The organism is Streptomyces sp. NPDC040545 (assembly GCF_055595065.1).
Map to the genome: position 1 here is coordinate 1 of NZ_JBVIWA010000001.1, position 26,255 is coordinate 26,255.

Sequence of the window (26,255 nt, forward strand, 5' to 3'; positions counted from 1 at the left end):
CCAGATGTGGAAGCCCGGTAACGGGTGAAGCTGACTGGTACTAATAGGCCGAGGGCTTGTCCTCAGTTGCTCGCGTCCACTGTGTTAGTTCTGAAATAACGAACAGCTGTGTTCATGCCAGCGTTCAAATTTCATAGTGTTTCGGTGGTCATAGCGTTAGGGAAACGCCCGGTTACATTCCGAACCCGGAAGCTAAGCCTTTCAGCGCCGATGGTACTGCAGGGGGGACCCTGTGGGAGAGTAGGACGCCGCCGAACAATCATTGTGGGAAAGCCCCGCACCTTATGGTGCGGGGCTTTTCTGCGTTCTGGGGTCGACGACCCTGCTCGCGGTCTTCCGGCTGTCGTCCGAATGGCCGCAGCAGCCCGGTGACGCGTCGTCGGCGGCCCGGCGAGACGGGCCCTGCGTCCCTTTAGTTCGTACTGTGGGGGTATGGGCTACGACCTCGTCATCTTCGACAACGACGGCGTGCTGGTGGACAGCGAGCCGCTCGCCAACAGCATCCTCGCCGGGTACCTGACCGAGCTGGGGCACCCGACCACCTACGAGGATTCGGTCCGCGACTACATGGGGGCCGCCGTGGCGCGGGTGCACGACCTCGTCGTCGAGCGGACCGGGCAGCAGCTGCCGGCCGACTTCGACGAGACCCTGCACGCGCGGACCCTCGCCGCGTTCGAGCAGGAGCTGAAGCCCGTCCCCGGCGTGGAGGAGGTGCTGGGAGCGCTGACCGCACAAGGGGTCGGGTATTGCCTGGCCTCCTCCGGTAGTCATGACTGGATCCGGGCCGGGCATCGGGTCGCCGGGCTCGACGGTTGGTTCGAGGAGGAGTGGATCTTCAGCGCGCAGGACGTGGGCCAGGGGAAGCCGGCTCCCGATCTCTACCTGCACGCGGCGCGGCAGATGGGCGTGGAGCCCGCCCGCTGCGTGGTGGTCGGGGACAGTCCGCTCGGCATCCAGGCCGCCGTCGCCGCGGGCATGGACGTGTACGCGTTCACGGCGATGCTGCCCGCCGACCGGCTCCCCGGGGCCACCGGGCACTTCGGTGACATGAAGCAGCTCACCGGAATGCTCGGGCTGGAGGCCGGACTGGGTATGTGATCTCTCTACCCACGGGTAGCCCGTGGCCCTACGCTGACGCGCCATGACGGATGATGTGCGGCTGCGGCGCGGCCGCGGCGCTCTGGGGTTCAGTTTCTTCGTGCAAGGCGTCGCCTTCGCGCTGCTCGTGACGCGGATCCCGGCCATCCAGGACCGGTACGGGATATCCGACGGCCTGCTGCCCGCCTTCCTCGCGGCCGTGCCGGTCCTCGCGGGGGCGTCGAGCGTAGCCACCGAGCACCTGGTGAAGCGGGTGGCGCCCAGCGTCGTACTGCGATGGGCGCAGCCGCTGGTGCTGCTGTCCCTGCTGGGCGTCGGAGCCGGCGGCCAGATGTGGCACGTGGCGGTGGCGCTGGGGGCGTTCGGGCTGTCGGTGGGTGCGCTGGACGCCTCGATGAACATGCTCGGGGTCAGCCTGCAGCGGGCGTACGGGCGGAGCATCATGCTCGGCTTCCATGCCGCGTACAGCCTCGGCGGGATCCTCGGGGCGTCGGCCGCGTGGGCGGGGGCGCACTGGGAGCTGAACCTCTTCGTCAGCTATCTGCCGGCCGTGGTCGTGCTGCTGCCGCTGGTGCTGCTGGGGAGCCGGCGCTACGTCGACGGGACGGCCGGCCGGGGGGAGACCGGCGGGAAGGGACTGGGGACCGGCGGCTTCAAGCTGCTGCTGCCGCTCTGCCTGGTGATGGCGTGCGCGTACATCGGTGACTCGACGGTGGCGAACTGGAGTGCCAAGTACCTCCAGGACGTGCTCGGGAGCTCGGAGCAGATGGCGACCGTCCCCTACAACGTGTACATGGTGACCACCCTCGTGGGGCGGGCCGTGGGGGACCTGGGTGTGCGTCGGTTCGGGGCGGCGGCCGTGGTGCGGGCCGGGACGCTGGTGGCGGCCGCCGGGTTCGCCGTGGTGGCGGCGGCGCCCGGGGCGTGGGTGGGGATGCTCGGCTTCACCCTGCTGGGGATCGGGCTGTGCGTGATCGTGCCGCAGACCTTCGCCGCCGCGGGACGCCTGTTCCCGGGGGCGTCCGACACGGCCGTCGCGCGGCTCAACATCTTCAACTACGTCGGCTTCCTGATCGGGTCTCCGCTCGTCGGTGCGGTCGGCGACGCCTGGAGCTACCGGGGCGCGATGCTGGTGCCGATGGCGCTGGTCCTGGTGACACTCTTCCAAGCCCGCTCGTTCGGCCCCGAGGGCGCCCGATACGGTGTCCGGCATGAGCGGCGAGCCGGTGACCGGGCTGTTGATGTGGGACGAGGCGGTAACGGGGTATGACTTCGGACCGAGCCATCCGATGGACCCGGTGCGCCTGGCGCTGACCATGGGCCTGGTGCGTGCCTTCGGGCTGGACCGGGCGATGGAGGTACGGGCGGCGCCCGCGGCCGGGGATTCGACGCTGCGGCTGGTCCACCGGGAGGACTACGTGGCTGCGGTGCGCGAGGTGTCCGCCGACCCGGGGGTCGCGGACGGTTCGTACGGGCTGGGGACCCTGGACGATCCCGCCTTCCACGGGATGCACGAAGCCTCCGCGCTGATCGCCGGGCAGTCGGTGGCGGCCGCGGAGGCGCTCTGGCACGGTGAGGCCGAGCACGCGGTGAACTTCGCCGGCGGGCTGCACCACGCGATGCCGGGCGGGGCGGCCGGTTTCTGCGTCTACAACGACGCTTCGCTGGCGGTGGCGCGGCTGCTGGAGCTGGGGGCCGAGCGGGTCGCGTACGTGGACGTGGACGTGCACCACGGGGACGGTGTGCAGGCGGCCTTCTGGGACGACCCGCGGGTGCTGACCATCTCGATGCACGAGCATCCGCGGACGCTGTTCCCGCAGACCGGCTGGCCCGAGGAGACCGGCGGTCCGGGGGCGGAGGGGTCGGCGGTGAACATCGCGCTGCCCGCCGGGACGGGCGACGCGGGCTGGCTGCGGGCCTTCCACGCGGTCGTGCCGGAGCTGCTGGCGGACTTCCGGCCGCAGGTGCTGGTGACCCAGCACGGGGCCGATACGCACTTCGAGGACCCGCTGGCGCACCTGGCGGTCTCGCTGGACGCGCAGCGGGCCGTCCAGGAGGCCTGTCACCGGCTCGCCCACGAGTACGCGGACGGGCGGTGGCTGGCGCTGGGCGGGGGCGGGTACGCGGTGGTGGACGTCGTTCCGCGGTCGTGGACGCATCTGGTGGGGATCGCCGCGCACCGGCCGGTGGATCCCGAGTCGGCGGTGCCCGCTTCGTGGCGGGACGAGGTGTACGCGCGGACGCGGCAGTTGGCGCCGTCCCGGATGACGGACGGGCGGACCCCGTCGTGGCCGGATTGGGACGCGGGCTACGACCCGGCGGACCGGACGGATCAGGCCGTTCTGGCCACGCGGCGGGCGGTGTTCCCGCTGCGCGGCATGCTGACCTGAGCGTGCGGCCGGGACTGCGGCGGCGAAGTTGATGCATCGTTACGCCAACTGTGGGGCTGTTCGGTGGAATTGATGAACCGCCAGATGCGTTGGGGCAGCATCGGAGGGTGTTGAGCACCGGCGCGCTGCGTGCGCATCTGCTGGCCGCCCGGTTGGCCGGGCCCGTCGCCACCTCCCGGGAGGAGAGCCTGCGCAGTTACCGGCTGTTCGCGGCGCGGGATCCGCGGGTGATGCTGGGGCTGGATCCGGAGTGGGCGTGGGGCGAGGGTGACCTGCTGAGGCTGATGGCGGACAAGTGCGGGGTCTCGGCGGATCCGGCGCACGTCAGCGGGCTGGACGTGATCGATCCGGAGCGGACGGTGGCCGCGCTGGAAGCCTTCGCGGGGCGGCTGTGCGAGGCGGCGAGGGCGCGGTCGCCGGTGTTGTTCGGGACGGGCCATCCGCATCGACTCCTGGGCTTCTACGCCGGTTTGGCGGAGGCGTTGTCGGCGGCGGGATGTGTTGTCCTCACTCCGGCGCAGGGGGTGAGTGTCGACATGGCGACCCGGTTCGGCGTACGCACGTACAGCATCGAATACGTACGGGGGGTCGCACTGGTGCGGGAACCCGGCGTGCGGGTGCCGGGGAGTGCCACCGGCGTGCACACCCATTCGCCGCTGCCGGTTCGGGTGGCCCTGGGGGCTCTCGCGGAGGCCGGCGGGCCGCTGCCGGAGCTGGTGGTGGGGGACCACGGGTGGGTCTGCGGTGCAGGTCAGCTCGGTGTGGAGGCCATCGGGTTGGCGGATACGGATGATCCCGCGCTGTTCGTCGGAGAGGCCGAGGGGCGGGTCTCGGTGGCCGTTCCACTTGATGACGCGGTGCGAGCGGATTACTACCGACCGCTCACGCGGTACGTGCTCGGCCGCGCGAGTCTGACGGGACGGCAGGAGTGGCCGTAGCTCCTCTTCCCCACTCGTATCACGCGCCCCTACTCTGGGGAGTGAGCGTGCGACGACGAGGAGTAACCGGAGGGGAAGCCGGTGCCCGTCATGCGCGGAAGGTCAAGGTGTGTCATGGCTGCTGGCGAGAGGCCTCTCAGTGAGGTTCAGTTCCTGACCGTGGCGGAGGTCGCCTCGGTGATGCGAGTGTCGAAGATGACCGTGTACCGGCTGGTGCACAACGGTCATCTGCCCGCAATCCGGGTGGGCCGGTCCTTCCGGGTCCCCGAGAACGCGGTCCACGAGTACCTCCGAGAGTCCTATGTGGGGGTGGAGTCGGCCTGAGACTGAGGCTCGGGACGCCCCTGGCTACGACGCGGAAGCGCTCGGATTACAAGCTCAGAGCTCGGGCGGGTAGGCTAGGCCGACGTAGGTCGTGTGGGCCCAGACGCCCCGCACCAGTGAAGAGAAGTGAGCGAGGGTAGTCGTGGGCTCTGTTATCAAGAAGCGGCGCAAGCGGATGGCTAAGAAGAAGCACCGCAAGCTGCTCAAGCGCACCCGCGTCCAGCGCCGTAACAAGAAGTAAACGGCAGCTGTACGTGTTCTCCGCAGCCCCTCCACCATCCTGGTGGAGGGGCTGCGGTGCAGCCGGGGGACTTCTTCGAGGGAGGCGCTGAGCTCGTGGGGAAGGTCGTACTCGTCACCGGGGCTGCCCGGCAGTTGGGCGGCCGCTTCGTGCGCCGGATCCAGCGTGACCCGGACGTCGAGCGGGTGATCGCGGTGGACGCGATGACACCGCCGCACCGGCTCGGATCGGCCGAGTTCGTCCGTACGGACATCAGACAGTCGGCGATCGCCAGAGTGCTGGCCGAGCACGCCGTGGACACGGTGGTCCATCTTGCGGTCACCGGAGGCAGTGCGGGAACGGGCGGTGCGCACAGCACCGTCAAGGAAACGAACGTCATCGGCACCATGCAGCTCCTCGGAGCCTGCCAGAAGTCGCCGACAGTACGACGGCTCGTGGTGAAGTCGAGCACCAGCGTCTACGGCGGCACCCCCCGGGACCCGGCCGTCTTCACCGAGACCACCGAGCCGAAATCCCTCCCGGCGGGCGGCTTCGCCAAGGACGCCGCCGAGGTCGAGGGCTACGTACGGGGCTTCGCGCGCAGACGGCCGGACGTCGCGGTGTGCGTCCTGCGGTTCGCGAACATCCTGGGGCCCTTCGCGGACTCGGCGCTCGCCGAGTACTTCTCGATCCCGGTGATGCCGACCGTGCTGGGGTACGACCCGCGGCTGCAGTTCGTCCACGAGGACGACGTCCTCGAAGTGCTGCGGCTGGCGGCGCGGGAGCCCAGGCGCGGGACCCTGAACAGCGGGACGTTCAACATCGCGGGTGACGGCGTACTGCTGCTGTCGCAGTGCTCGCGGCGGCTCGGGCGGCCCACGCTGCCGCTGCTGCTGCCCGCGCTGAACTGGGTGGGCGCCGCGCTGCGGGCGGTCGGGGCCAGTGACTTCTCGCCGGAGCAGATAAGGCTGCTCACCCATGGCCGGGTCGTGGAGACCACGCAGATGCGTGAGGTGCTCGGCTTTGAACCCCTCTACACGACCGCTGAGACCTTCGCGGACTTCGCACGGAGCCGGGGGACCGGTCTGCTGCCGCCGGAGCGGGTCGGACGGGTCGTGGACCGGGTGGCGGCCATGCTGGACGCAGACGGGCTCGACGGGCTCGAGGACGACGCCTACGCGGCTGAAGGAGCGAAGCGATAGTGGCGGACGCCAAGGTCATTCCGTTCGACGAGGACCGGCCCCGGCGGCGGATCCCCCGCCGGGTGCGGGCGGTGCCCGCGGCCGAGCCGGAGGTGGAGCCGCCGGCGGCTCCCGAGCCGGCGCCCGCGGCGGCGCCCGGCGACAGCTGGGACCGGCGGATCGCCGGCGGGCTGGCGTTCCTGCGGCGACGGGTCACCGGGGACTACGAGGTCGACGACTTCGGCTACGACAAGGAACTGACGGACCAGGTCCTGATGTCCCTGATGCGGCCGCTGTACGACAAGTACTTCCGGGTCGAGGTCAAGGGCATCGAGAACATCCCGGCGGAGGGCGGCGCGCTGATCGTGGCGAACCACTCCGGGACGCTGCCGCTCGACGGACTGATGCTGCAGGTCGCCGTGCACGACCACCACCCGGCCGAGCGGCACCTGCGACTGCTGGCGGCGGACCTGGTGTTCATGCTGCCGGTGGTCAACGAGCTGGCCCGTAAGGCGGGGCACACCCTGGCGTGCGCGGAGGACGCGCAGCGGCTGCTGGAGGCCGGGGAGCTGGTCGGTGTGATGCCGGAGGGCTTCAAGGGGATAGGGAAGCCGTTCGGGGACCGGTACAAACTGCAGCGGTTCGGGCGCGGCGGGTTCGTGTCGACGGCGCTGCGGGCCGGCACGCCGATCGTGCCGTGCTCGATCGTGGGGGCGGAGGAGATCTACCCCATGGTCGGCAACGCGAAGACGCTGGCACGGCTGCTGGGCGTCCCGTACTTCCCGATCACGCCGACGTTCCCGTGGCTGGGGCCGCTGGGTGCGGTGCCGTTGCCGACGAAGTGGACGATCCAGTTCGGGGAGCCGATCCCGACGGACGGCTACGCCGCTGAGGCGGCGGAGGACCCGATGCTGATGTTCAACCTCACGGACCAGGTGCGGGAGCAGATCCAGCACACGCTGTACAAGCTGCTCGTGCAGCGGCGGTCCGTGTTCTTCTGACGAGGCGTAACAGGAAGGGCGGGGCTGCCGAGGCAGCCCCGCCCTTCCTGTTACTCGGCGTCCTCCGCGCCCAGGCCCAGGCCCGGGAGGAGTCCCGGGAGCAGGGGCGGGATGGTGATGTCCGGCTTCGGGTTCTGCGGCGTGCCCGAGGGGGGCGGGGCCGACTGTCCCGCGGGCGGGTTGAGCAGGTCGCCCGTACCGCCGAGGAGGCCGCCGGCGGGGGGCCGGGAGCTGCCCGAGGGGGACGGCGCCGCGGGGCTGCCCGCGGACGGCGTGCCGACGGCCGGGGCGGACGGGTGGCCGCCGCCGCTGGGGGTGCTGCCCGGCTTGGCGGACGAGCCGGGGGTGCCTCCGGTGCCGCGGGTCTGCTCCGGTGGCTTGGGGAGCAGGCTCTGCAGCGGCGCCACGTCTTCGTCTATGGCCTGGAAGACCGACTCCACCTCACCGCCCACGTCCGTGAGCTGTGCCGGGAGCTTCTCGCGGAGCTTGCCCCACGCGTCGCGGTGGGAGCGGGAGAACGACGACAGCTTCTGGATCGGGCCGAGCGAGCCGTCCCGTTCGTAGGCGGCCTGGAGGAGGCGGTGGCCTTCCTCCGCGTCGTGCTTCACGCCCGCCAGGGCGCGGCGGATGGCGCCCAGGGACTCGTGGTCCAGGTCGCCCAGCCGGCCTCGTTCCATCAGCCGACGGGCTTCCGACAGGCGGTTCGAGGCCTGGTCGAGATAGAGCTCGCCCCGGTCCGAGTCGTCGTCGGCCATCCCCAGCTTCAGGTCCTCCATGCCCCGCTTCACGGGGTAGAGGTGGTCACCGGGCAGGGCGTCGGAACTGGCAGCGGCCACTCCGCTGAAGGCCCCTGCGGCCACACCCACGGTGAGGCCGCCCGCTGCGATGCCCTTGGACCAGCGGGAGCGGGGCCGCAATTTCCGGAGCGGGGTCGCCCGGTGGGCGCCGCGGCCGGTCCGCTGTTCGGGCACCTGAGGGTCCGAGGCGGCACCGCCCCCGGCCCTCTCCTCCAGCACCATGGTCTCCATGGCGGCAATGAGCTGGGCTCGTTGCACCACCTTGACCTCGGGGTCCAGCACTGGGCGCGGCATTCTTTCGCCGAGCACGCTCGCCAGGGCCAACAGCCGGTCGTGGTCGGCAGGTTCGGCAGGTGCCTCGGACTGCTCGGCCGCCGAGTCCGGATCTGGAAGATCGGACGGGGTCCGATCCTCCAGGGCCTGGGCGAAGGCGTTCGCCCGCCGGTGCGGGGTCACGTTCGCGATCACTGGCGGCACCTCCTCTCGTCATGACGATCGACTCCCCAAGGTGTCCGGAAGGTTGCCTTCCTTGAGCGCATCCACACTTTCGAGTGAGCGGCTTCGGGCAAAGCGTGTCCACAGGGAGCCTGCATTCCGCACAACGAGCGTCGCGGCACTTGGGTTACGGACGAAGGATGATCTGACCACAGCGTCATCGAGGGGTCACCGAATGTGAGGTTGTGTGGTGTCGGAGGGTCAGCGGGCGTCTTCGGGGAGAAGGCGGGCCAGGGTGCGCACCGCCCGGTACTGGAGCGTCTTGATGGCGCCCTCGTTCTTCCCCATCACCCGGGCCGTCTCGGCGACCGAGAGGCCCTGCAGGAAGCGCAGGGTCACGCACTCCTGCTGCTGCGGATTGAGCTTGCGCACGGCCTCCAGCAGGGCCGCGTTGGAGAGGGACTCCAGGACGGAGTCCTCGGGGCTGCGCTCGACCTCGTTCGCGTCGAGCATCTCGCCGGTGGTGACCTCCAGCCGGAAGCGGCTGGACTTGAAGTGGTCCGCCACCAGGTTGCGGGCGATCGTCACGAGCCAGGCGCCGAAGTCGCGGCCCTGCCAGGTGAAGGTGGAGATCCGGCGCAGCGCGCGCAGGAACGTCTCGCTGGTGAGGTCCTCCGCGGTCGCCTTACCGCCGACGCGGTAGTAGATGTACCGGTAGACCGTGTCGCTGTACTGGTCGTAGAGGCGGCCGAAGGCCTCGGCCTCGCCCGCCTGGGCGCGTTCGACCAGGTCCATCATGCGGGCCTGGTCGCTGTCCGCGGTGGGGCGGCGGTGGGTGGTGGCCTGGGTGCCGGTGCCGGCGGCGTTCGAGCCGCCGGCGGCCCGACCTCGTCTGCCCACCGTCGCGCCGCCGTCGGTCAGGGCATAGCAAGGACCGGCCGGGCCGAAGCCGGCAGGGACTGCGCCGGCGAAGGCGGGGACGGCGTACGCGGTGGGGACGAAGCCGCGCAGGTGGTCGAGGACCGTCGCGCGCAGCTGAGCCAGGCCCGAGGCGTCAACCCCGACAGGTGGGTACACGGGACTCCCAGAGGCAGAGCTTCCATCACGTGCAGTGCGGGACCGTTCACCCGTCGTGGCGACAGATGGCCGGTGGCATGCGTTTGAGGAGAATAACGCTTCGTACAGGCAGCGCTACACCCAGTTGCTCAAATCACCGGTTCCGACACTTCTGTTGCGTGTCGAGGGCATATTCAGTCGCAGTTGGTGATCGATTCTTGATCACTTGGATACGCGGAATGGACGCTTCCAGGGGGTTCCGCGACCGAGTCGGGCATGCCGGAGTGCCGCGCGGGGGGCGCGGGTAGGGGTGAGCGAATGCCCGGTGCCGGGCCGTGGTCCGGGCGGGCCCGGGGTGTGTGGGCCCCGGGCCTGGCGTTGTTACTTGCGGCGGCGGTGCAGGGCGATGGCCGCGGCCGCGCCGCCCGCGATCGCGCCGACGCCGGCGGCCGCCGGGACGCCGACCTTCACGGCCTTGCGGCCGGTCCGATAGTCGCGCAGCCGCCAGTCGTTGGTGCGGGCATGCTTGCGCAGTTTTGTGTCGGGATTGATCGCGTACGGATGTCCGACCAGTGACAGCATCGGGATGTCGTTGTGCGAATCGCTGTACGCGGCGCAGCGTTCGAGGTCGAGCCCCTCGGCGGCGGCCAGGGCGCGGACCGCCTCCGCCTTCGCGGGGCCGTGCAGGGGCTCGCCGACCAGGCGGCCGGTGTAGATCCCGTCCACGGACTCGGCGACGGTGCCCAGGGCCCCGGTCAGGCCGAGGCGGCGGGCGATGATCGTGGCCGTCTCCACGGGGGCGGCCGTGACCAGCCACACCTTCTGGCCGGCGTCGAGGTGGGCCTGGGCCAGGGCGCGGGTGCCCGGCCAGATCCGCTCGGCCATGTACTCGTCGTAGATCTCCTCGCCGATCGCCATCAGCTCGGAGACCTTGTGGCCCTTGACGATGGACAGGGCGCTGTCGCGGGCGTCCTGCATGTGCTCGGGGTCCTCGACCCCGGCGAGCCGGAACCACGCCTGCTGCCAGGCGAAGCGGGCGAGCTCGCGGCGCCGGAAGAACTCGCGCTTGTAGAGGCCGCGGCCGAAGTGGAAGATCGCGGCGCCCTGCATGACGGTGTTGTCGAGGTCGAAGAAGGCGGCGGCGAGATCGTCGCCGGCGACCGGGAAGACGGGCTCGTCCGGGGCCTGGTCCGGGCCCTCTTCGGCGAGGGCTTCCGGTTCCGTTTCGGGTTCGGTGAACGCCGGGGCCTCGGCCAGAGCGGTCTTGCGGGCGGCCTCGGCCGAGGCCTCGCCCGCCAGCACGCTGCGTGCGGTGGCGGAGCGCCGACGAGGGGGGAGCCATCCGAGAGCGGCCATGACGCGAGCATAGCCACTGTGTTCGGGAGTTCCCGAACCGATGGGATGCGGAGGCGTGAACTCTTCGGGGCGCTGCTGTTACGTGAGGGCGCGGGAGAATGGGTGGCATGAGCCCTTTGTTGCGCCGTAAGGAAAAGAAGCAGCCCGGCGAGCGGACGGTGACGCTCATCGGGAAGCCGGGGTGTCACCTGTGCGACGAGGCGGAGGAGGTGGTCGCCAAGGTGTGCGCCGAGACGGGGGCGCAGTGGGAGAAGAAGGACATCTCGCAGGACGAGGAGCTCTATCGGCTGCACTGGGAGCAGATTCCGGTCGTGCTCGTGGACGGCGAGCAGCACACCTTCTGGAGGGTGAACCCCGACCGGCTCCGGCGGGCGTTGGAGGCCTGACCCTCTTCCCGGTTACCATCATGGGCGATTTATGGGGTCTCGGGGGCGTATCTGTGAGGAGTGTGCACGGTTTTGCCCCCTTTGGGATTTGAACGGGTTCGACGTGCCGATGGTTCCGGCTTTACGTGCCGGAGTCGCGTGACCCCGGTCACTTTGGTCGGACAAAGCGGACACAATCTTTGTGCACGCGTTCACAAAGGCATAGCCTGCTGTCGACGGGGCGGTCCTGGGACAAGTGGCCGCCTGCAGCCCCGCTCATCCCGCAGGAGCATCGTGGCAACTGGCCGAACTCACCGACCGGCGACGCGCAGCCGAGGTATTCCCGAGGCCACTGTCGCCCGGCTTCCGCTGTACTTGCGCGCCCTCACCGCGCTCTCCGAGCGATCGGTGCCCACGGTGTCCTCCGAGGAGCTCGCGGCCGCCGCCGGAGTCAACTCCGCGAAGCTGCGCAAGGACTTCTCGTACCTCGGTTCCTACGGGACCCGCGGCGTCGGCTACGACGTCGAGTACCTCGTCTACCAGATCTCCCGCGAGCTCGGCCTGACCCAGGACTGGCCGGTCGTCATCGTCGGCATCGGTAACCTCGGCGCCGCCCTCGCCAACTACGGCGGCTTCGCGTCGCGCGGGTTCCGCGTGGCCGCGCTGATCGACGCCGACCCGGCGATGGCCGGCAAGCCGGTCGCCGGCATGCCCGTCCAGCACACCGATGATCTGGAGAAGATCATCGAGGAGAACGGCGTCTCGATCGGTGTCATCGCGACGCCGGCCGGCGCGGCCCAGCAGGTCAGCGAGCGGCTGATCGCGGCCGGTGTCACCTCCATCCTGAACTTCGCGCCCACCGTGCTGTCCGTGCCCGAGGGCGTGGACGTGCGCAAGGTCGACCTCTCCATCGAGCTCCAGATCCTCGCCTTCCACGAGCAGCGCAAGGCCGGTGAGGAAGCGGCCGCCGCTGCCGCCGGCGGCTCCTCCGTGGGCGGCGCCGCCCCCGCCGCGGCCGTGGTGCCGCCGGCCGGGCGGACCGCCGCCGAGCAGCGCAAGGGCGGGCCCGAGGGCGACGTGCCGGCGGTGATGCCGGCATGAGTCTGCTCGTCGTAGGGCTGAGCCACCGCAGCGCACCCGTGAGCGTGCTGGAGCGGGCCTCGCTGTCCGCCGATGCCAAGGTGAAGCTGTTGCACGACACCCTCGCCGCCGAACCGGCGACCGAGGCGACCGTGCTGGCCACCTGCAACCGGATCGAGCTGTACGCGGACGTGGACAAGTTCCACGCCGGTGTCGCCGAGCTGTCCACGCTGCTCGCGCAGCACAGCGGCGTCGCGCTGGAGGAGCTCACCCCCTACCTGTACGTGCACTACGAGGACCGGGCGGTGCACCACCTGTTCTCGGTGGCGTGCGGCCTGGACTCGATGGTCGTGGGCGAGGGGCAGATCCTCGGCCAGATCAAGGACGCGCTGGCGCTGGGGCAGGAGCTCCACACCGCCGGGCGGCTGATCAACGACCTGTTCCAGCAGGCCCTGCGGGTCGGCAAGCGGGCGCACTCCGAGACCGGGATCGACCGGGCCGGCCAGTCGCTGGTGACCTTCGGGCTGGAGCAGCTCGCCGTGCGGACGCCGGTGGCCGAGTGGGCCGCGGGCAAGCGGGCGCTGGTCATCGGCGCCGGGTCGATGTCCTCGCTGGCCGCGGCCACGCTGGCGCGGGTCGGGGTCGCCGAGATCGTCGTGGCGAACCGGACCGCCGACCGGGCGGAGCGGCTTGCGGAGATTCTGGTTGCCTCGGGCACCGGGGTCGCGGCGGTGGCCGTGCCGATGGCTCGCGTCGCGGATGAGCTGACACGAGTCGACGTGGTCGTCTCGTGCACCGGTGCGACCGGGCTCGTGCTGAGCGCTGACGACGTGCTGGCCGCCGTGTCCTGGGACTCCGCCCCAGACCCCGCGCCTCAAACGCCGGCGGGGCTGGAAGAGCGGGGCTCCGCCCCGGCCCCGGCGCCTCAAACTCCCCCAGCTACCGCTGGGAGGTACCCCCTGGCGGGGCTGGATGTGCCGGCGGGGCTGGAATCGGTGGATGCGGCTGTCATTGCGCGGCTCGTTGCTGCTGCGCGGGACGGCGGCCGCCTGGCCGACGCCGGGGCCGTGCGGACGATGGCTGCCGCTGTCGAGGGCGACGGGTGTCCCGTCGGGCCGGATGGGCGTTCCGCGCTGACCGGCGTCGACGCCAACTCCCTCGAACTGCACGGGACCTGGGCCGACCAGGGCGAGGCCGCCGCACAGCGGCAGCCCCGCAGGAGCACCCGTACGCAGGCCCAGCCGACCGCCGTCCGGCTCGCGCTGCTCGACCTGGCCATGCCCAGGGACATCGACGCGGCCGTGCACCGGATCCCGGGCGTACGGCTGGTGGACATCGAGTCGCTCGCGGAGGCGTCCGCCGACGCCCCGATGGCGGCCGACGTCGACGCCGTACGCGGGATAGTCGCCCAGGAAGTGGCGGCCTTCGGTGCGGCGCAGCGGGCCGCGCACATCACGCCCACCGTCGTCGCCCTGCGCGCCATGGCGGCCGAGGTCGTGGCCATGGAAGTGGCGCGGCTCGACGGGCGCGTGCCCGACCTCGACGAACGGCAGCGCGCCGAGGTGACCCAGACCGTACGCCGCGTCGTGGACAAGCTGCTCCACGCGCCGACCGTGCGCGTCAAGCAGCTTGCGAGCGAGCCCGGCGGCGCCGGGTACGCGGAAGCGCTGCGCGAACTCTTCGACCTCGACCCTCAGACGGTTGCTTCCGTCAGCCGGGCGGACGCGGCCGATCCGATGAACGACGACGACCCAGGACGGGCATCATGAACACACGTCCCGACCAGCCGCTGCGGCTCGGTACGCGGCGGAGCAAGCTGGCCATGTCCCAGTCGGGGCACGTCGCCGACGCGGTACGGGCCGTCACCGGCCGGGCCGTCGAGCTCGTGGAGATCACGACCTACGGCGACGTCTCGCGCGAGCACCTCTCGCAGATCGGCGGGACGGGCGTGTTCGTCACCGCCCTGCGCGACGCGCTGCTGCGCGGAGAGGTCGACTTCGCCGTGCACTCGCTGAAGGACCTGCCGACCGCGCAGCCCGACGACCTCGTGATCGCGGCCATGCCGCGCCGCGAGGACGCGCGGGACGCGCTCGTCGCCCGGGACGGCCTGACCTTCGAGCAGCTGCCCGACGGCGCCCGTATCGGCACCGGCTCGCCGCGGCGCACCGCCCAGCTCAACCACCTGGCGCTGTCGCTCGGCAAGCGGATCGAAACGGTGCCCATCCGCGGCAACGTCGACACCCGGATCGGTTTCGTCCACGACGGTGAGCTCGACGCCGTCGTGCTGGCCGCCGCCGGTCTGAACCGGATCGGCCGCGGTGACGAAGCGACCGACCTGCTGTCCGTCGACAGCGTCCTGCCGGCGCCCGGCCAGGGCGCCCTGGCCGTGGAGTGCCTCGCGTCCGACACGGACCTCGTCGCCGCCCTCGGTCAACTCGACGACCCGCACACCCGGGCCGCCGTGACCGCCGAGCGTTCCCTGCTCGCCACCCTGGAGGCAGGCTGCAGCGCACCCGTGGGCGCGTTCGCCGATCTGCTGGCCGACGGGGAGATTGTCAATGAAATGCGCCTGCGCGGCGTCGTCGGAACCCTCGACGGCACGACGCTGGTGCAGCTGTCCACCACCGGTCCCGTGCCCCAGTCGTACGACGAGGCCATGGCGCTCGGCCGCGAACTCGCGGACGAGATGCTGGCCAAGGGCGCGGCCGGTCTGATGGGGGAGCGATCGCTTTGAACCCCTCAATTCCGACCACCTCCGCCTATCCGGCCGTCGCCGCCCACGGACGCGTCACCTTCCTCGGTGCCGGCCCGGGCGACCCGGGTCTGCTGACGCTGCGCGCCGTCGAGGCGCTCGCCGCCGCGGACGTACTGATCGCGGAGCCCGAGGTGCTCGAGGTCGTACGGACTCATGCGCGGGCGAACGTCGACACGCCGCAGCTGACGATTGCTGATGAAGTGTCAGCGGCCGCCGGGGTCCCGGTGATCCGGGACGCGGCCAATCTTGTCATGGAGGCCGCACGCTCCGGCAGGCGGGTCGTGCGTGCCGTCACGGGCGACCCCGGGCTCGACGGCAACGCCGCCGAGGAGATGCTCGTCTGCGCCACCGCCGGTATCCCCTTCGAGGTGGTGCCCGGTGTCGCGACCGCGGTGGGCGTGCCCGCGTACGCCGGTGTCCCGCTGCGCGACAAGCAGGGCGCGGACGTGCGGTTCGTCGACGCGAGGACCGCATCGGCGCGCTGCTGGAGCGAGGTGGGCGCGAGCGACGGCATCCTCGTGGTGTCCGCGACGCTGGAGACCGTCTCGGCGGCCGCCGCCGAGCTGGTGAGCGCCGGGCGCAAGCCCGACACCCCGCTGACGGTGACCGTGGCCGGTACCACCACGCGGCAGCGGACCTGGTGCGCGACGCTCGGCACCATCGCCCAGGTGTTCAAGCAGGGCAAGGTGCTCCCCTCGCCCGAGGGCGCCCGGCCCGTCATAGCCGTGGTCGGTGAGCACAGCGCCGCCGCGCGGCGCGAGGACCTGTCCTGGTTCGAGTCGAAGCCGCTGTTCGGCTGGCGGGTGCTCGTGCCTCGGACCAAGGAGCAGGCCGCTTCGCTCTCCGACCAGCTGCGTTCCTACGGCGCGGTGCCCCACGAGGTGCCGACCATCGCCGTGGAGCCGCCGCGCACCCCGCAGCAGATGGAGCGCGCGGTGAAGGGCCTGGTGACGGGCCGTTACGAGTGGATCGCCTTCACCTCGGTCAACGCCGTGAAGGCCGTCCGTGAGAAGTTCGAGGAGTACGGGCTCGACGCGCGTGCCTTCGCGGGCATCAAGGTCGCCGCGGTGGGCGAGCAGACCGCCGCCGCGCTCGTGGAGTTCGGCGTGAAGCCGGACCTGGTGCCCAGCGGTGAGCAGTCCGCGGCCGGACTGCTGGAGGACTGGCCGCCGTACGACCCGGTCTTCGACCCGATCGACCGCGTGTTCCTGCCGCGGGCCGACATCGCGACCGAGACGCTGGTCGCCGGGCTGATCGAGCTCGGGTGGGAGGTCGACGACGTCACCGCCTACCGGACGGTGCGGGCGTCGCCGCCGCCGGCGGACACGCGCGAGGCGATCAAGGGCGGCGGCTTCGACGCCGTTCTCTTCACGTCCTCGTCCACCGTCCGCAACCTGGTCGGGATCGCCGGGAAGCCGCACAACGTGACCGTCATCGCCTGTATCGGGCCGGCGACGGCCAAGACGGCGGAGGAGCACGGGCTGCGCGTGGACGTCCTGTCCCCGGAGCCGTCGGTGTCGAAGCTGGCGGAGGCCCTCGCCGAGTACGGTGCGGCGCGCCGCGAGGCGGCCAAGGAGGCCGGCGAGACGGTGTTCCGGCCGAGCGAGCGGCGGCCGGGAGCGCGGCGGCGTCGTACGACGTGAGCGCCTTAGGTCCGGCCGGACTCCGGCCGACGGAACGGGTGAAGGGGCCCGGGTGCGGAGGGATTCCGCGCCCGGGCCCCTTCGTCGCTCCGCCCCGGTCATCCCGTGGTGCGGCCGTTCCCCCCTCCCGCGAGGATCACGGCCGGACGGGAGCGGGAGACGGGGAGCGGATGACGGATCGGGACGCGCGGCTGGTGGCGGCGGTGCGGGCGGGGGACCTCCCGGAGGTCCACGCCCGGCTGGGGCCGGGGAGAAACCCCGACGCGGTGGACGCGCACGGGCTGACCGTACTGTGCACGGCGGTGGCGGCCCTCGACGAGGAGGTCGCCCGGGCGCTGCTGCGGGCCGGAGCCGATCCCGACGCGGCGGCCGCGGACCCGGAACGTAGCGGCCGTCAGCGGGGGTTCGCGCTGCGGAACGCGCGCCGGTAGCTGTCGGGCGGGACGCCGACGACCCGCTTGAACTGGCGGCGCAGCGTCGTCGCCGTACCCATGCCGGCGGCGACGGCGACCGCCTCGACGGTCTCGTCGGTGGCCTCCAGCAACTCCTGCGCGCGGCGGACGCGCTGGGTCAGCAGCCACTGCAGCGGGGTCTGACCGGTGACCGCCCGGAACTGCCGGCCCAGGTGGCGCGGGCTCGTACTGGCCCTGCGCGCCATCTCGGTGACGGTCAGCGGCCGGTCCAGCCGTTGCTGGGCCCAGGCCAGCAGCCCGGCGAGCTGGTGGTCGCCGCCCGTGACCTGCACCGGGGTGGCCACGAACTGCGCCTGGCCGCCGGGCCGGTGCGGCGCCATGACCAGACGGCGGGCGATGGAGTTGGCGACGGCGGCGCCGTGGTCGAGGTGGATCAGGTGCAGGCACAGGTCCACGGCGGCTGCCTTGCCCGCGGCCGTGAGCACGCTCCCGTTGTCCGTGTAGAGCACGTCCGGGTCCACCTCGGCCAGCGGATGGCGTGCGCTCAGCTCCGCGGCGTGCGCCCAGTGGGTGGTGGCCCGCCGCCCGTCCAGCAGGCCCGCGGCGCCGAGCACGAAGGCCCCGGTGCACAGGGAGGCGACCCGGGCACCCGCCGCGTGGGCCTCGCGCACGGCGTCGACCAGCTCGGGCGGTGGCGGCTCGTCCACGTCGGCGCAGGCGGGCACGATCACCGTGTCGGCCCGGACCAGGCGCTCCAGGCCGTGGTCGGGCTCGACGGTGAACGGGCCGACGCGCACCGGACCTGGGCCGCAGAGCAGAACGTCGTACCAGCCCTGCGAGGCGTCGAGCGGGGGATTGCCGAAGATCTCGTAGGCCACCGCCAGCTCGAAGTGCAGCATGTGGCCGGCGGCCGCCAGGGCGACAGTGGGCATGTCCGAAAGTGTACGGGTGATGTCGTTCCGGACCATCACGTTCGGGCACGGCCCGCCCCGAGACTGGGTTCACCGAGGCGACGAGGACGGGGAGAACGATGAGCACGGTGGGCAGCACGGACCGCGGGACGGGTACGGCCGGCGCGGTGGTGGTCTACGGGGCGACGGGACACACCGGTCGTTTCATCGTCGCCGAGCTGCGCAGGCGCGGCATCGCCGCCGTCGTCTCCGGCCGGGACGGGGCCCGGCTGGAGGCCCTGGCGGCCGGGGACGCGGACGTCCTCGTCCGCCCGGCCACCGTGGACGACCCGGCCTCCCTGGACCGGGCTCTCGCCGGAGCGGCGGCCGTCATCAACGCCGCCGGACCGTTCGCGGTGACGGGCGGCCCGGTCGTCGAGGCGGCCCTGCGCGCGGGGATCCCCTACGTCGACGTCGCCGCGGAGATCGAGGCGAACGCGGCGATGTTCGCCGACCACGCGGAAGCGGCCCGCAAGGCGGAGGTGCCCGTGGTGCCGGCCATGGCCTTCTACGGGGGCCTGGGCGACCTGCTGGTCGGCGCGGCCTTGGGTGAGCGGACCGCGGCGGACGAGGTGCACATCGCGTACGGGCTGAGCAGCTGGCAGCCCACGGCGGGCACCAGGACGGCCGGCGCGGTCTCCCACGAGCGCCGCGGCGGCCGCCGGGTGAGGTTCACGGACGGCGCCCTGCAGTACCACGACGACCAGCTGTCGGAGCAGGACTGGGTCTTCCCCGAGCCGCTCGGCCGGCGAGCGGTGATCGCGGAGTTCACCATGGCCGATGTCGTCACCGTGCCCAGCCACGTGGCCGTGCCCGAGGTGCGCACGTACATGGCCGTGGAGGCCGCGCGGGACCTGGCCGGGGCGGACACGCCGGCGCCGGAGGCGGTCGACGACCTCGGACGGTCGGACCAGACCTTCGTCGTCGACGTCCTGGTCCGCGCGGGCGGCGTCGAACGCCGCGCCACCGCACACGGCCAGGACATCTACGCGGTCACCGCGCCCCTGGCGGTGGAGGCCGTCGAGCGCATCCTGTCCGGGCGCACCCGGACGACGGGCGTGGCCTCGGCCGCGGCGATGTTCGACGCACCGGACTTCCTGCGGGCGCTGGCCCCGTACCTGTCGGTGGAGGGCTAGGGCTGACCGGCGGCCGGCTGCACGGGTGGAGCCCGGGAGCGGGGGCCCGGGCTCTACCCTTGTGCGGACTGCTGTCGATGCTCGAAGAGGCGACTGAAGATGAGCGCGTACGGATCCTTCCCCGGTTCGCGGCCCCGCCGGCTGCGCACCACCCCGGCGATGCGGCGGATGGTCGCGGAGAACCGGCTGCACCCCTCGGACCTGATCCTCCCGGCCTTCGTCCGGGAGGGCATCAGCGAGCCCCTGGCGATCTCCGCGATGCCCGGCGTCGTGCAGCACACCCGGGACACGCTGCGGAAGGCCGCCGTCGAGGCGGTCGAGGCGGGGGTCGCCGGGATCATGCTGTTCGGTGTCCCGGCCGACGAGAACAAGGACGCGCTGGGCACGGCGGGCACCGAGCCGGACGGGATCCTGCAGGTCGCGATCCGCGACGTGAAGGCGGAGGTCGGCGACGACCTCGTCATCATGTCCGACCTGTGCCTGGACGAGTACACCGACCACGGCCACTGCGGTGTGCTGGACGAGCACGGGCGCGTCGACAACGACGCGACGCTGGAGCGCTACGCCGAGATGGCTCAGGTCCAGGCGGACGCGGGCGTCCACGTGGTCGGGCCGAGCGGGATGATGGACGGGCAGGTCGGCGTCATCCGTGACGCGCTCGACGAGACCGGGCACGAGGACGTGTCGATCCTCGCCTACACGGCGAAGTACACGTCCGCCTTCTACGGTCCCTTCCGCGAGGCCGTCGCCTCCTCGCTGCAGGGCGACCGCAAGACGTACCAGCAGGACCCGGCGAACGCCCGGGAGTCCCTGCGGGAGCTCGCCCTGGACCTGGAGGAGGGCGCGGACATGGTGATGGTCAAGCCGGCCGGTCCCTACCTCGACATCCTGTACCGGGTCGCGCAGGCGGTGGACGTTCCGGTGGCGGCGTACCAGATCAGCGGCGAGTTCGCGATGATCGAGGCGGCGGCGGAGAAGGGCTGGATCGAGCGCGACCGCGCGATCCTGGAGACCCTGCTGGGCATCAAGCGGGCGGGCGCCGACACGATCCTCACGTACTGGGCGACCGAGGTCGCGGGCTGGCTGCGCGAGACGCGCTGAGGGCTGGAGGGCTTCGGGGGCGGGGGCCTCGGGTGGGGGCGGGATCTGCTCGGGCGGCATCAGGGATGCGTATGGGGGTTTCCCGGCAGTCTTCGTCTCTCCGGTTCGGGCCGGTCCCTCAAGGGCGCTCCTACGTCGCGTCGCTTCGCGATGTCGCTGCGCTCCACCCTTGACCGACCGTCCCGCCCCGGACATACGAAGACTGCCGGGAAACCCCCAAAGGAACGGGCCGGTCGATCCTTCCAGGGACGGGGCGGTCAGAGATGCCCGACCCGGTCGGGCGCGAAGGCATGGCCCCGAGGCGGGGCCCATCGAGACCAGGGCCCGTGTCGGGGGGAGCACGCCCGATCGCCACGCGCCCCTCACGTCTCAGCGTCCGACCACCGTCCTGGGCTGGACATAGGCCGCCCACGAGCCTTGGACGCTCCTCATAGGGGGCGTCTGACGGCTGACCGGGGTGGAAAGGCGTGGGACGACGGCTATTCCGTCGTGGATGCGGGGCAGGGCACGTGGGTGGGCAGAATGGCCGACCGTTTGCCCCAACTACCCCTGTTTGGGCATGGACTTGTGGGGTGATGCTCGCGTTGACCCGGCTCCACGACGGAATAGCGAGCATTCAGCCCCTGACGGCCGTCGGTCGCGGTCGTGGAGAAGCATGTAGCGATCTGGGGCGGCCTCTGCCCAGCCCAGGACGGTCGTCGGGCGCCAAGACGTCAGGAGCACATAGCGATTGGACGCGCCTCCCCGACACGGGCCCTGGTCTGTGATGGGCCCCGCCTCTCGGTCGTGCCCACCGGGGATCTCCTCGCGCATCTCTGGCCGCCCCGTCCCTGGAAAGGAACACCCGGCTCGTTCCTTTGGGGGTTTCCCGGCAGTCTTCGACTTTCCGGGGCGGGGCGGTCGGTCAAGGGTGGCCGAAGGCCATCGCGCAGCGACGCGACGACGAAGGAGGAGCGCCCTTGAGGGACCGGCCCGACATGGAGAGACGATGAGACTGACGGGAAACCCCCATACGCATCCCTGATGCCGCCCGAGCAGCTCCCGCCCCCACCCGAAGTCCCCGGCCCCCGCTCGCGCTCCTCTCCCCCCAGGCGCACCCTGGAGGGAAGGGTGACCCCCTGGAGGTGATGCACCATGGCCACGCTCGTCGGGTGGCATGTGGAGCTCGAATTCACCGAGGAGGGCCACCGCACCAGTGCGGCGGCCCTGGTAAGGCTCGGGGACGGCTCCGAGATCAAGGCGCGGGGCTATGCCTTGCGTCATCCCTCCGACCCGGAGCAGCTGAGGGTCGGGGAAGAGATCGCGGGCGCTCGTGCGCTCATGGATCTCGCGTCGCAGATGTTGCAGAAGGCCCACGCCGAGATCGATGAGGCCACGGGCCGCCATTCCTACCCGCTCAATGGCTGAGCGGCAGGCTCACAGGCCCGCTGAGGGGCTCCGACCGGAGCCCGTCAGCGGGTTCTGCCGCGGAAGAGGACTGCCGCCAGGGTCATGGCCACGGCCGTGATGCCGGCGCACCAGGTCAGGGCCACCCAGGGGGCGTGTCCCGCGGGCTGCGCCAGGAGCAGTGCGCGCAGGGATTCGATCACCGGGGTCAGCGGCTGGTGGTCGGCGAAGCCGTGGAGCCAGCCGGGCATGGTGTCGATGGGGACGAAGGCGCTCGACGGGTACGGCAGGAACATCATCAGGAAGGTGAAGCCGCCCGCCGCCTCCGGCGTCCTGGCGAGCAGCCCGAGCGCGGCGGCCAGCCACGAGATCGCCGTGATGTACGTCAGCAGCAGGCCGGCCGCGGCGAGGAAGGCGGCCGGGCCCGCCTGCGGGCGGAAGCCGATCGCGAGGGCGACGGCGAGGACCAGGGTGGTGGAGATCAGGTTGCGCACCACCGAGGCCGCGACGTGCCCGGCGAGGATCGGGATGCCGCCGACATCGAGGGACCGGAAGCGGTCGATGACGCCGTTCGTCATGTCCTCGGCGACGCTGACGGCGGTGGAGGCCGCTCCGAAGCCCGCGCACAGCAGCATGGCGCCGGGCACCACGTACGTCACGTACGCCGTGCCGGTGTCGATGGCCCCGCCGAAGAAGTAGACGAAGATCAGCATCAGCATGACGGGCAGCATCAGGGCGGCGATCAGCGCGTCGGGCCGGCGGCTGCTGATGCGCAGGCTGCGGCCGGTCAGGGCGAAGGCGCGCACGGGCGTGGCGGTCATCGGGCGGCTCCCGTCAGGGCGAGGAAGACGTCGTCGAGGGTGGCGCTGCGCAGGGCGAAGCGGTCGATGTCGGTGCGGTGCGGGTCGAGTTCGTCGAGCAGGGTCCGGACGTGGGCGGCGGTGCCGTCGGTGGGCAGGCCGAGGGTGAGCTCGTCGGGGGCGAGGTGGACGGCGCGCGGGGCGAGGGCCTCGTAGGCGGCGGCGGTGGTGAGGGTCAGGTCGAGCCGGTGGCCCGCGACCCGGGCCTTCAGCTCGGCCGGGGTGCCCTCGGCGGCGATGCGGCCGTCGGCGAGGACGGCGACGCGGTCGGCGAGCCGGTCGGCCTCCTCCAGGTACTGGGTGGTGAGCAGCACGGTGGTTCCGTCGGCGCGCAGTTCCCGTACGAGCTCCCAGAGGTCCTGGCGGCTGCGCGGGTCGAGGCCGTTGGTCGGCTCGTCCAGGAAGATCACCTCGGGGCGGGAGACGAGGCTGGCGGCGAGGTCGAGGCGGCGGCGCATGCCGCCGGAGTACGTCTTCGCGGTGCGCCCGGCCGCTTCGGTGAGGCCGAACCGGGCAAGGAGCTCGTCGGCACGGGTACGGGCGGCGCGCGGGGAGAGTCCGGCGAGGCGGCCCATCATGCGGAGGGTCTCGGTGCCGGTCAGTAGCTCGTCGACGGCGGCGAACTGGCCGGTGAGGGCTATGAGTTCGCGGACCCGGGAGCGTGCGGTGGCGGTGTCGTGCCCGGCGACGCGGGCGGTGCCGGAGTCGGCGGCGGTGAGGGTGGCGAGGATCCGGACGGTGGTGGTCTTGCCGGCGCCGTTGGGGCCGAGGAGGGCGAGGACGCTGCCGCGCGGGACGGCGAGGTCGATGCCGTCGAGGACGCGGAGGTCTCCGTAGGACTTGGTCAGGCCGGTGGCGTGGATGCCGAGGTGGTCGTGGGAGGCGTGCGTGGTCATGAGGGATGGTGCTCCCTTCGCCGTTTCTGCGTATGCCTTACGCTCTTCTGTGTAAGTAATACACAGAACTAGGATGGGGGTCAATCGAGGAGTGGGCGGTCATGGCGGGCGAGGACGACGAGGACAGCGGCACCGGGCTCCCGGCGAGCCTGGAGATGGCCTGGGGTCTGCGGGAACGCCCGGGGAAGGGGCCGCGCCCCACGCTCACGCTGCCGAAGATCGTGGAGGCGGCCGTGACGCTGGCCGCGGGTGAGGGCATGGACGCCGTCTCCATGGGCCGGGTGGCCAAGGAGCTGGGCGTCTCGACGATGTCCCTCTACCGGTACGTCGCCGCCAAGGAGGAGCTCTACGTCCTCATGTCGGACGCGGGGGTCGGCACCCCGCCGCCGCTGCCGCCGGAGGCGGAGGGGTGGGGCTGGCGCGAGCGGCTCACGAACTGGGCCTACGCGCAGCGGGCCGTCCTGATGGCCAACTCCTGGATCCTGCGCATCCCGATCACCGCCGCGCCCGTCTCCCCGAACCAGCTGGCCTGGATGGACCGGGGCCTCGGCGCCATGGCCGGCACGGGTTTGGCGGAGAGCGAGAAGCTCTCGACGATCATCCTGATCGGGGGCCTGGTGCGGAACGAGGCCACGATGGCCGCCGACATGATCGACGCCATCGTGAAGTCCGGGGTCGCCCCGGAACAGGCGCTCGGCCAGTACGTCCGCACGCTGCGGGTCATGACCGGACCGGACAGCCACCCTGCGGTGACGCGGCTGCTGGACTCGGACGCGTTCAGCGGCTCCGGCGAGCCGGACTTCCAGTTCCGCTTCGGCCTGGACCGCATCCTGGACGGCCTGGCGGCGCTGGTGGCGAGCCGCCCTTGAGGCCAGGCCAGGTCAGGTCAGGCGGGCGGCAGTAGGTCACTCTCGCTGACGGTGTACGTCAGCGGGGGATAGACGAAATCCGTCTCATCGTTCTCGCGGCGCCGTAGCCGGTAGAACTCGCGCCTCTGCTCGTCATCGGCCGATGTGAGGCGTGCGCCCTGCGGCAGGTACGCATGTCCGTCGCGAAACCGGACGAAGGTCTTCGACGTCCGAAACGTCACGCCCAGCCATTGGTTGTCCACCGTGGGGACGGGCGTGTCCAGCACGATCTTGTGCTTGAACCGCCGATTCGAGTCGACGGAGAACGCGACGACGCTGTTGTGGGTGAGAGGGATCTCGAACGTGTCGACATCAGAGCCCTTTGATTCGAATACCAGCTTCCGTGGTGGGCCCGCTTCGGGATGCCGGTAGCAGGAGAAGACGGCGATACAGGACTCGTCGGCCAGATCCAGGGCCTGATCGGAATGGCTGCCCATGGTTCTGTAGGCATTCGTGTAGCTCTCGATGAGAGCGTTGTTGAAGCCGACCGGGATCGCCGCATGTTCTTGAATCTGTTGCGCCAGCCGTTCGTGCACCGCGCGGAAACGCTGCGCCGGGCTGCTGTATCGGGTGGTGGTGCGTACGAGAGGCACACCCTCCGCCTCGTCGATCCTGGTGAGCACGGCGCCGTGCCGGCCCTTTCCCGCGGCTTCCAGACGAGCCGACGCGGACAGCTCCGCGAAGAGATCCTGCTCGGCCGGCAACGAGCGCGAGACGATCTCATCCGAGATCCTAGACGCGGGGGGCAACATAGTCTCCCGTGTTCATGCTGAAGAGGAATGCGTCGCCGTAGTCGATGAAGGACGAGGTCCTGTTCTCCTCGGCGTACAGCCTGCGCAGCTCGTCCATGCCCTCTGGGGTCGGTGGCCCCAGCTTCACCAGGTCCCCGGCCGCTTTGAGGAACGTGTGGCCGTCCTTGTGAACGGCTTCGGCGCTCGAACAGCGCACCACGTACCCCAGGCGGGTCGGGAGGGTCTCGGCGTCCAGTGTCGAGGGCCGGATTTCGTGCGTGTACAGACGGTTGGTGGACAGCGGCATGAAGAACACGGAGCCGGGATAGAGCGTCAGGGCGAACTGCGGGGTGAGCGCGCCCCCGTCGCCTTCCCCGATCGGCTCCTTGAGGCGAAAGCGGAGTCTGGTCAGCCCGCTGGCACGCTTCACGCCGTAGTCGAAGGGGTCTTCGGCCATGGGCTGCAGCCTTTCGAGCCCGTCATAGAAGGTGCAGAAGGCCATGACACCATTGACGGGCATGTCCTTGGTCTTGTCGGCATGGGCCGAAATCCTGGCCTTGGACTGCTTGCGCTCCGCCGTGGCAAGGGTGTTGTGGTAGATCTGCGCGAGGACGTGATTCAGCGGTGCCTGGCCCCGGAAGACGGTGGCAGCCTCGCGATTCAGAGCCTCGACGATGCGGGTGTCGGTCGTACGAAAGCCCTCGGTCGGCCCCGAGAGATTCGTGGAGCACCGGAGCAGGCGGAAATGCAGTGCGTCGCCGTCCTGCTCGACGGGCGTCAGATAGATTCCGCTGCGATGGGCCGTTCCGGGCTTGGTGGACTCCGTCAGGGACTGGAAGGTGTGCTCCGCGCGTATCCGTCCGAAGTGATCGGCGTCGAGGTCGAAGAAGCGGCGGTAGTACACACCGGCGCCGTGTACCCGGAGCGGGACTCGGCCGACACCGACGAGGGTCCAGGGCGTGTCGACGTCCTCCTCGGCGTAGCCGCGCGACAGCTCCCGGACGACGAACACCCGGTCCGCCGCCTCCAGTCGGCGACAGCTGATCCCGGATACGTCGCCACACAGGTAGACGGTCTTCCGCGCGAGGTCGGTCGCACCGGAAGCGAGGTCCTCCGGTGTGATCACGGACCCGAAGAAGTCCCTGACCAGGTCGCTGTCCTGCAACGTCGAAGGCGCGACGAGTATGTTGCCCGCATCATCGATGCGGGCTTCCGTCAGCTGTGTCGGGTACATG

General features: G+C 71.2%; 26 protein-coding genes and 1 rRNA gene. 19 read left to right on the plus strand and 8 right to left on the minus strand.

Annotation, left to right across the window (positions count from 1 at the left end):
• The first annotated feature begins 140 nt into the window (after positions 1–140).
• The 9 genes from rrf to ACZ573_RS00045 all read left to right on the plus strand — a co-directional run bounded on the left by rrf (position 141) and on the right by ACZ573_RS00045 (position 7,152).
• Positions 141–257 (plus strand): 5S ribosomal RNA (gene rrf, locus ACZ573_RS00005).
• 175 nt (positions 258–432) lie between these two features.
• Positions 433–1,098, plus strand: coding sequence for an HAD family hydrolase (locus tag ACZ573_RS00010; RefSeq protein WP_471297256.1), 666 nt, complete (start codon positions 433–435; stop codon positions 1,096–1,098).
• 43 nt (positions 1,099–1,141) lie between these two features.
• Positions 1,142–2,368: an MFS transporter gene (locus ACZ573_RS00015; protein ID WP_471297258.1), complete on the plus strand. Its 1,227-nt coding sequence runs from the start codon at positions 1,142–1,144 to the stop codon at positions 2,366–2,368.
• Positions 2,340–3,488: an acetoin utilization protein AcuC gene (locus ACZ573_RS00020; protein ID WP_471298964.1), complete on the plus strand. Its 1,149-nt coding sequence runs from the start codon at positions 2,340–2,342 to the stop codon at positions 3,486–3,488. Before ACZ573_RS00015 ends, ACZ573_RS00020 begins: the two co-directional genes overlap by 29 nt.
• Before the next feature lie 107 nt (positions 3,489–3,595).
• Positions 3,596–4,426 (plus strand): phosphatase, encoded by an 831-nt coding sequence (locus ACZ573_RS00025; RefSeq protein WP_471297260.1) that lies wholly within the window; start codon positions 3,596–3,598, stop codon positions 4,424–4,426.
• Between the two features lie 114 nt (positions 4,427–4,540).
• A complete protein-coding gene (locus ACZ573_RS00030) occupies positions 4,541–4,750 on the plus strand; it encodes a helix-turn-helix domain-containing protein (protein WP_008738568.1) in 210 nt (69 codons plus the stop codon).
• Between the two features lie 142 nt (positions 4,751–4,892).
• Positions 4,893–4,991, plus strand: a complete 99-nt coding sequence (locus ACZ573_RS00035) for a 30S ribosomal protein bS22 (protein ID WP_003948845.1) — start codon at positions 4,893–4,895, stop codon at positions 4,989–4,991.
• Positions 4,992–5,086: 95 nt separating this feature from the next.
• Positions 5,087–6,172 carry an NAD-dependent epimerase/dehydratase family protein gene (locus ACZ573_RS00040; RefSeq protein WP_351158059.1) on the plus strand — a complete coding sequence of 362 codons (1,086 nt, stop codon included), beginning with the start codon at positions 5,087–5,089 and terminating at the stop codon, positions 6,170–6,172.
• Complete coding sequence (locus ACZ573_RS00045; protein ID WP_471297262.1) at positions 6,172–7,152, plus strand: lysophospholipid acyltransferase family protein; 981 nt, start codon at positions 6,172–6,174, stop codon at positions 7,150–7,152. The genes ACZ573_RS00040 and ACZ573_RS00045 overlap by 1 nt, the downstream gene beginning before the upstream one ends.
• Positions 7,153–7,202: 50 nt before the next feature.
• On the opposite strand, the gene ACZ573_RS00050 is transcribed toward ACZ573_RS00045, so the two are convergent.
• The 3 genes from ACZ573_RS00050 to ACZ573_RS00060 form a co-directional block, all read right to left on the minus strand.
• Positions 7,203–8,417 (minus strand): DUF5667 domain-containing protein, encoded by a 1,215-nt coding sequence (locus ACZ573_RS00050; protein WP_471297264.1) that lies wholly within the window; start codon positions 8,415–8,417, stop codon positions 7,203–7,205.
• A gap of 228 nt (positions 8,418–8,645) precedes the next feature.
• Entirely contained in the window at positions 8,646–9,461 is an 816-nt protein-coding gene (locus tag ACZ573_RS00055; RefSeq protein WP_471297266.1) for an ECF subfamily RNA polymerase sigma factor, BldN family, read from the minus strand.
• A gap of 360 nt (positions 9,462–9,821) precedes the next feature.
• Complete coding sequence (locus ACZ573_RS00060; protein WP_471297268.1) at positions 9,822–10,796, minus strand: HAD family hydrolase; 975 nt, start codon at positions 10,794–10,796, stop codon at positions 9,822–9,824.
• A 98-nt stretch (positions 10,797–10,894) separates the two neighbouring features.
• Here ACZ573_RS00060 and ACZ573_RS00065 point away from each other — a divergent pair, with 98 nt between their 5' ends.
• The 6 genes from ACZ573_RS00065 to ACZ573_RS00090 all read left to right on the plus strand — a co-directional run bounded on the left by ACZ573_RS00065 (position 10,895) and on the right by ACZ573_RS00090 (position 17,070).
• Positions 10,895–11,182: a glutaredoxin family protein gene (locus tag ACZ573_RS00065; protein WP_301368103.1), complete on the plus strand. Its 288-nt coding sequence runs from the start codon at positions 10,895–10,897 to the stop codon at positions 11,180–11,182.
• Between the two features lie 273 nt (positions 11,183–11,455).
• Positions 11,456–12,262 (plus strand): redox-sensing transcriptional repressor Rex, encoded by an 807-nt coding sequence (locus ACZ573_RS00070; protein ID WP_471297270.1) that lies wholly within the window; start codon positions 11,456–11,458, stop codon positions 12,260–12,262.
• Positions 12,259–14,010 (plus strand): glutamyl-tRNA reductase, encoded by a 1,752-nt coding sequence (locus tag ACZ573_RS00075; protein WP_471297272.1) that lies wholly within the window; start codon positions 12,259–12,261, stop codon positions 14,008–14,010. The genes ACZ573_RS00070 and ACZ573_RS00075 overlap by 4 nt, the downstream gene beginning before the upstream one ends.
• Complete coding sequence (gene hemC / locus ACZ573_RS00080; protein WP_471297274.1) at positions 14,007–14,975, plus strand: hydroxymethylbilane synthase; 969 nt, start codon at positions 14,007–14,009, stop codon at positions 14,973–14,975. The genes ACZ573_RS00075 and hemC overlap by 4 nt, the downstream gene beginning before the upstream one ends.
• Positions 14,972–16,639 (plus strand): bifunctional uroporphyrinogen-III C-methyltransferase/uroporphyrinogen-III synthase, encoded by a 1,668-nt coding sequence (locus tag ACZ573_RS00085; RefSeq protein ID WP_030722644.1) that lies wholly within the window; start codon positions 14,972–14,974, stop codon positions 16,637–16,639. The genes hemC and ACZ573_RS00085 overlap by 4 nt, the downstream gene beginning before the upstream one ends.
• Before the next feature lie 170 nt (positions 16,640–16,809).
• The gene (locus ACZ573_RS00090; RefSeq protein ID WP_471297276.1) at positions 16,810–17,070 is read left to right on the plus strand and encodes a hypothetical protein; all 261 of its coding nucleotides are present in this window, start codon (positions 16,810–16,812) and stop codon (positions 17,068–17,070) included.
• Here the strand turns inward: ACZ573_RS00090 and ACZ573_RS00095 are convergent.
• Positions 17,034–17,984: a GlxA family transcriptional regulator gene (locus ACZ573_RS00095; protein WP_471297278.1), complete on the minus strand. Its 951-nt coding sequence runs from the start codon at positions 17,982–17,984 to the stop codon at positions 17,034–17,036. The genes ACZ573_RS00090 and ACZ573_RS00095 overlap by 37 nt on opposite strands.
• Before the next feature lie 98 nt (positions 17,985–18,082).
• Here ACZ573_RS00095 and ACZ573_RS00100 point away from each other — a divergent pair, with 98 nt between their 5' ends.
• The 3 genes from ACZ573_RS00100 to ACZ573_RS00110 all read left to right on the plus strand — a co-directional run bounded on the left by ACZ573_RS00100 (position 18,083) and on the right by ACZ573_RS00110 (position 21,646).
• Positions 18,083–19,138 (plus strand): saccharopine dehydrogenase NADP-binding domain-containing protein, encoded by a 1,056-nt coding sequence (locus ACZ573_RS00100; protein ID WP_471297280.1) that lies wholly within the window; start codon positions 18,083–18,085, stop codon positions 19,136–19,138.
• 99 nt (positions 19,139–19,237) lie between these two features.
• Positions 19,238–20,239, plus strand: a complete 1,002-nt coding sequence (gene hemB, locus ACZ573_RS00105; RefSeq protein WP_030869723.1) for a porphobilinogen synthase — start codon at positions 19,238–19,240, stop codon at positions 20,237–20,239.
• Between the two features lie 1,134 nt (positions 20,240–21,373).
• Positions 21,374–21,646 (plus strand): DUF1876 domain-containing protein, encoded by a 273-nt coding sequence (locus tag ACZ573_RS00110; protein ID WP_030721318.1) that lies wholly within the window; start codon positions 21,374–21,376, stop codon positions 21,644–21,646.
• 44 nt (positions 21,647–21,690) lie between these two features.
• Here ACZ573_RS00110 and ACZ573_RS00115 read toward each other — a convergent pair whose 3' ends face one another.
• Both ACZ573_RS00115 and ACZ573_RS00120 read right to left on the minus strand, forming a co-directional pair.
• Entirely contained in the window at positions 21,691–22,446 is a 756-nt protein-coding gene (locus tag ACZ573_RS00115) for an ABC transporter permease (RefSeq protein WP_471297282.1), read from the minus strand.
• On the minus strand, positions 22,443–23,381 hold the full coding sequence (locus ACZ573_RS00120) for an ABC transporter ATP-binding protein (protein ID WP_471297284.1): 939 nt from the start codon (positions 23,379–23,381) through the stop codon (positions 22,443–22,445). Before ACZ573_RS00120 ends, ACZ573_RS00115 begins: the two co-directional genes overlap by 4 nt.
• A gap of 101 nt (positions 23,382–23,482) precedes the next feature.
• Between ACZ573_RS00120 and ACZ573_RS00125 the strand changes: the two genes are divergently transcribed.
• Positions 23,483–24,250 carry a TetR/AcrR family transcriptional regulator gene (locus ACZ573_RS00125; RefSeq protein WP_471297286.1) on the plus strand — a complete coding sequence of 256 codons (768 nt, stop codon included), beginning with the start codon at positions 23,483–23,485 and terminating at the stop codon, positions 24,248–24,250.
• Between the two features lie 17 nt (positions 24,251–24,267).
• On the opposite strand, the gene ACZ573_RS00130 is transcribed toward ACZ573_RS00125, so the two are convergent.
• Entirely contained in the window at positions 24,268–25,038 is a 771-nt protein-coding gene (locus tag ACZ573_RS00130) for an alpha-ketoglutarate-dependent dioxygenase AlkB (protein ID WP_471298966.1), read from the minus strand.
• Positions 25,022–26,254: a hypothetical protein gene (locus ACZ573_RS00135; RefSeq protein ID WP_471297288.1), complete on the minus strand. Its 1,233-nt coding sequence runs from the start codon at positions 26,252–26,254 to the stop codon at positions 25,022–25,024. Before ACZ573_RS00135 ends, ACZ573_RS00130 begins: the two co-directional genes overlap by 17 nt.
• Between the last annotated feature and the right edge of the window lies 1 nt (position 26,255).

What these genes read in the sequence shown, in the direction of transcription:
- ACZ573_RS00010 (WP_471297256.1), top strand. Translation starts at nt 433, where the DNA reads ATGGGCTACGACCTCGTCATCTTCGACAACGACGGCGTGCTGGTGGAC.
- ACZ573_RS00015 (WP_471297258.1), top strand. Translation starts at nt 1,142, where the DNA reads ATGACGGATGATGTGCGGCTGCGGCGCGGCCGCGGCGCTCTGGGGTTC.
- ACZ573_RS00020 (WP_471298964.1), top strand. Translation starts at nt 2,340, where the DNA reads ATGTGGGACGAGGCGGTAACGGGGTATGACTTCGGACCGAGCCATCCG.
- ACZ573_RS00030 (WP_008738568.1), top strand. Translation starts at nt 4,541, where the DNA reads ATGGCTGCTGGCGAGAGGCCTCTCAGTGAGGTTCAGTTCCTGACCGTG.
- ACZ573_RS00060 (WP_471297268.1), bottom strand. Translation starts at nt 10,796, where the DNA reads ATGGCCGCTCTCGGATGGCTCCCCCCTCGTCGGCGCTCCGCCACCGCA.
- ACZ573_RS00065 (WP_301368103.1), top strand. Translation starts at nt 10,895, where the DNA reads ATGGGTGGCATGAGCCCTTTGTTGCGCCGTAAGGAAAAGAAGCAGCCC.
- ACZ573_RS00075 (WP_471297272.1), top strand. Translation starts at nt 12,259, where the DNA reads ATGAGTCTGCTCGTCGTAGGGCTGAGCCACCGCAGCGCACCCGTGAGC.
- hemC (WP_471297274.1), top strand. Translation starts at nt 14,007, where the DNA reads ATGAACACACGTCCCGACCAGCCGCTGCGGCTCGGTACGCGGCGGAGC.
- ACZ573_RS00090 (WP_471297276.1), top strand. Translation starts at nt 16,810, where the DNA reads ATGACGGATCGGGACGCGCGGCTGGTGGCGGCGGTGCGGGCGGGGGAC.
- ACZ573_RS00095 (WP_471297278.1), bottom strand. Translation starts at nt 17,984, where the DNA reads ATGCCCACTGTCGCCCTGGCGGCCGCCGGCCACATGCTGCACTTCGAG.
- ACZ573_RS00100 (WP_471297280.1), top strand. Translation starts at nt 18,083, where the DNA reads ATGAGCACGGTGGGCAGCACGGACCGCGGGACGGGTACGGCCGGCGCG.
- hemB (WP_030869723.1), top strand. Translation starts at nt 19,238, where the DNA reads ATGAGCGCGTACGGATCCTTCCCCGGTTCGCGGCCCCGCCGGCTGCGC.
- ACZ573_RS00110 (WP_030721318.1), top strand. Translation starts at nt 21,374, where the DNA reads ATGGCCACGCTCGTCGGGTGGCATGTGGAGCTCGAATTCACCGAGGAG.
- ACZ573_RS00115 (WP_471297282.1), bottom strand. Translation starts at nt 22,446, where the DNA reads ATGACCGCCACGCCCGTGCGCGCCTTCGCCCTGACCGGCCGCAGCCTG.
- ACZ573_RS00120 (WP_471297284.1), bottom strand. Translation starts at nt 23,381, where the DNA reads ATGACCACGCACGCCTCCCACGACCACCTCGGCATCCACGCCACCGGC.
- ACZ573_RS00125 (WP_471297286.1), top strand. Translation starts at nt 23,483, where the DNA reads ATGGCGGGCGAGGACGACGAGGACAGCGGCACCGGGCTCCCGGCGAGC.
- ACZ573_RS00135 (WP_471297288.1), bottom strand. Translation starts at nt 26,254, where the DNA reads ATGTACCCGACACAGCTGACGGAAGCCCGCATCGATGATGCGGGCAAC.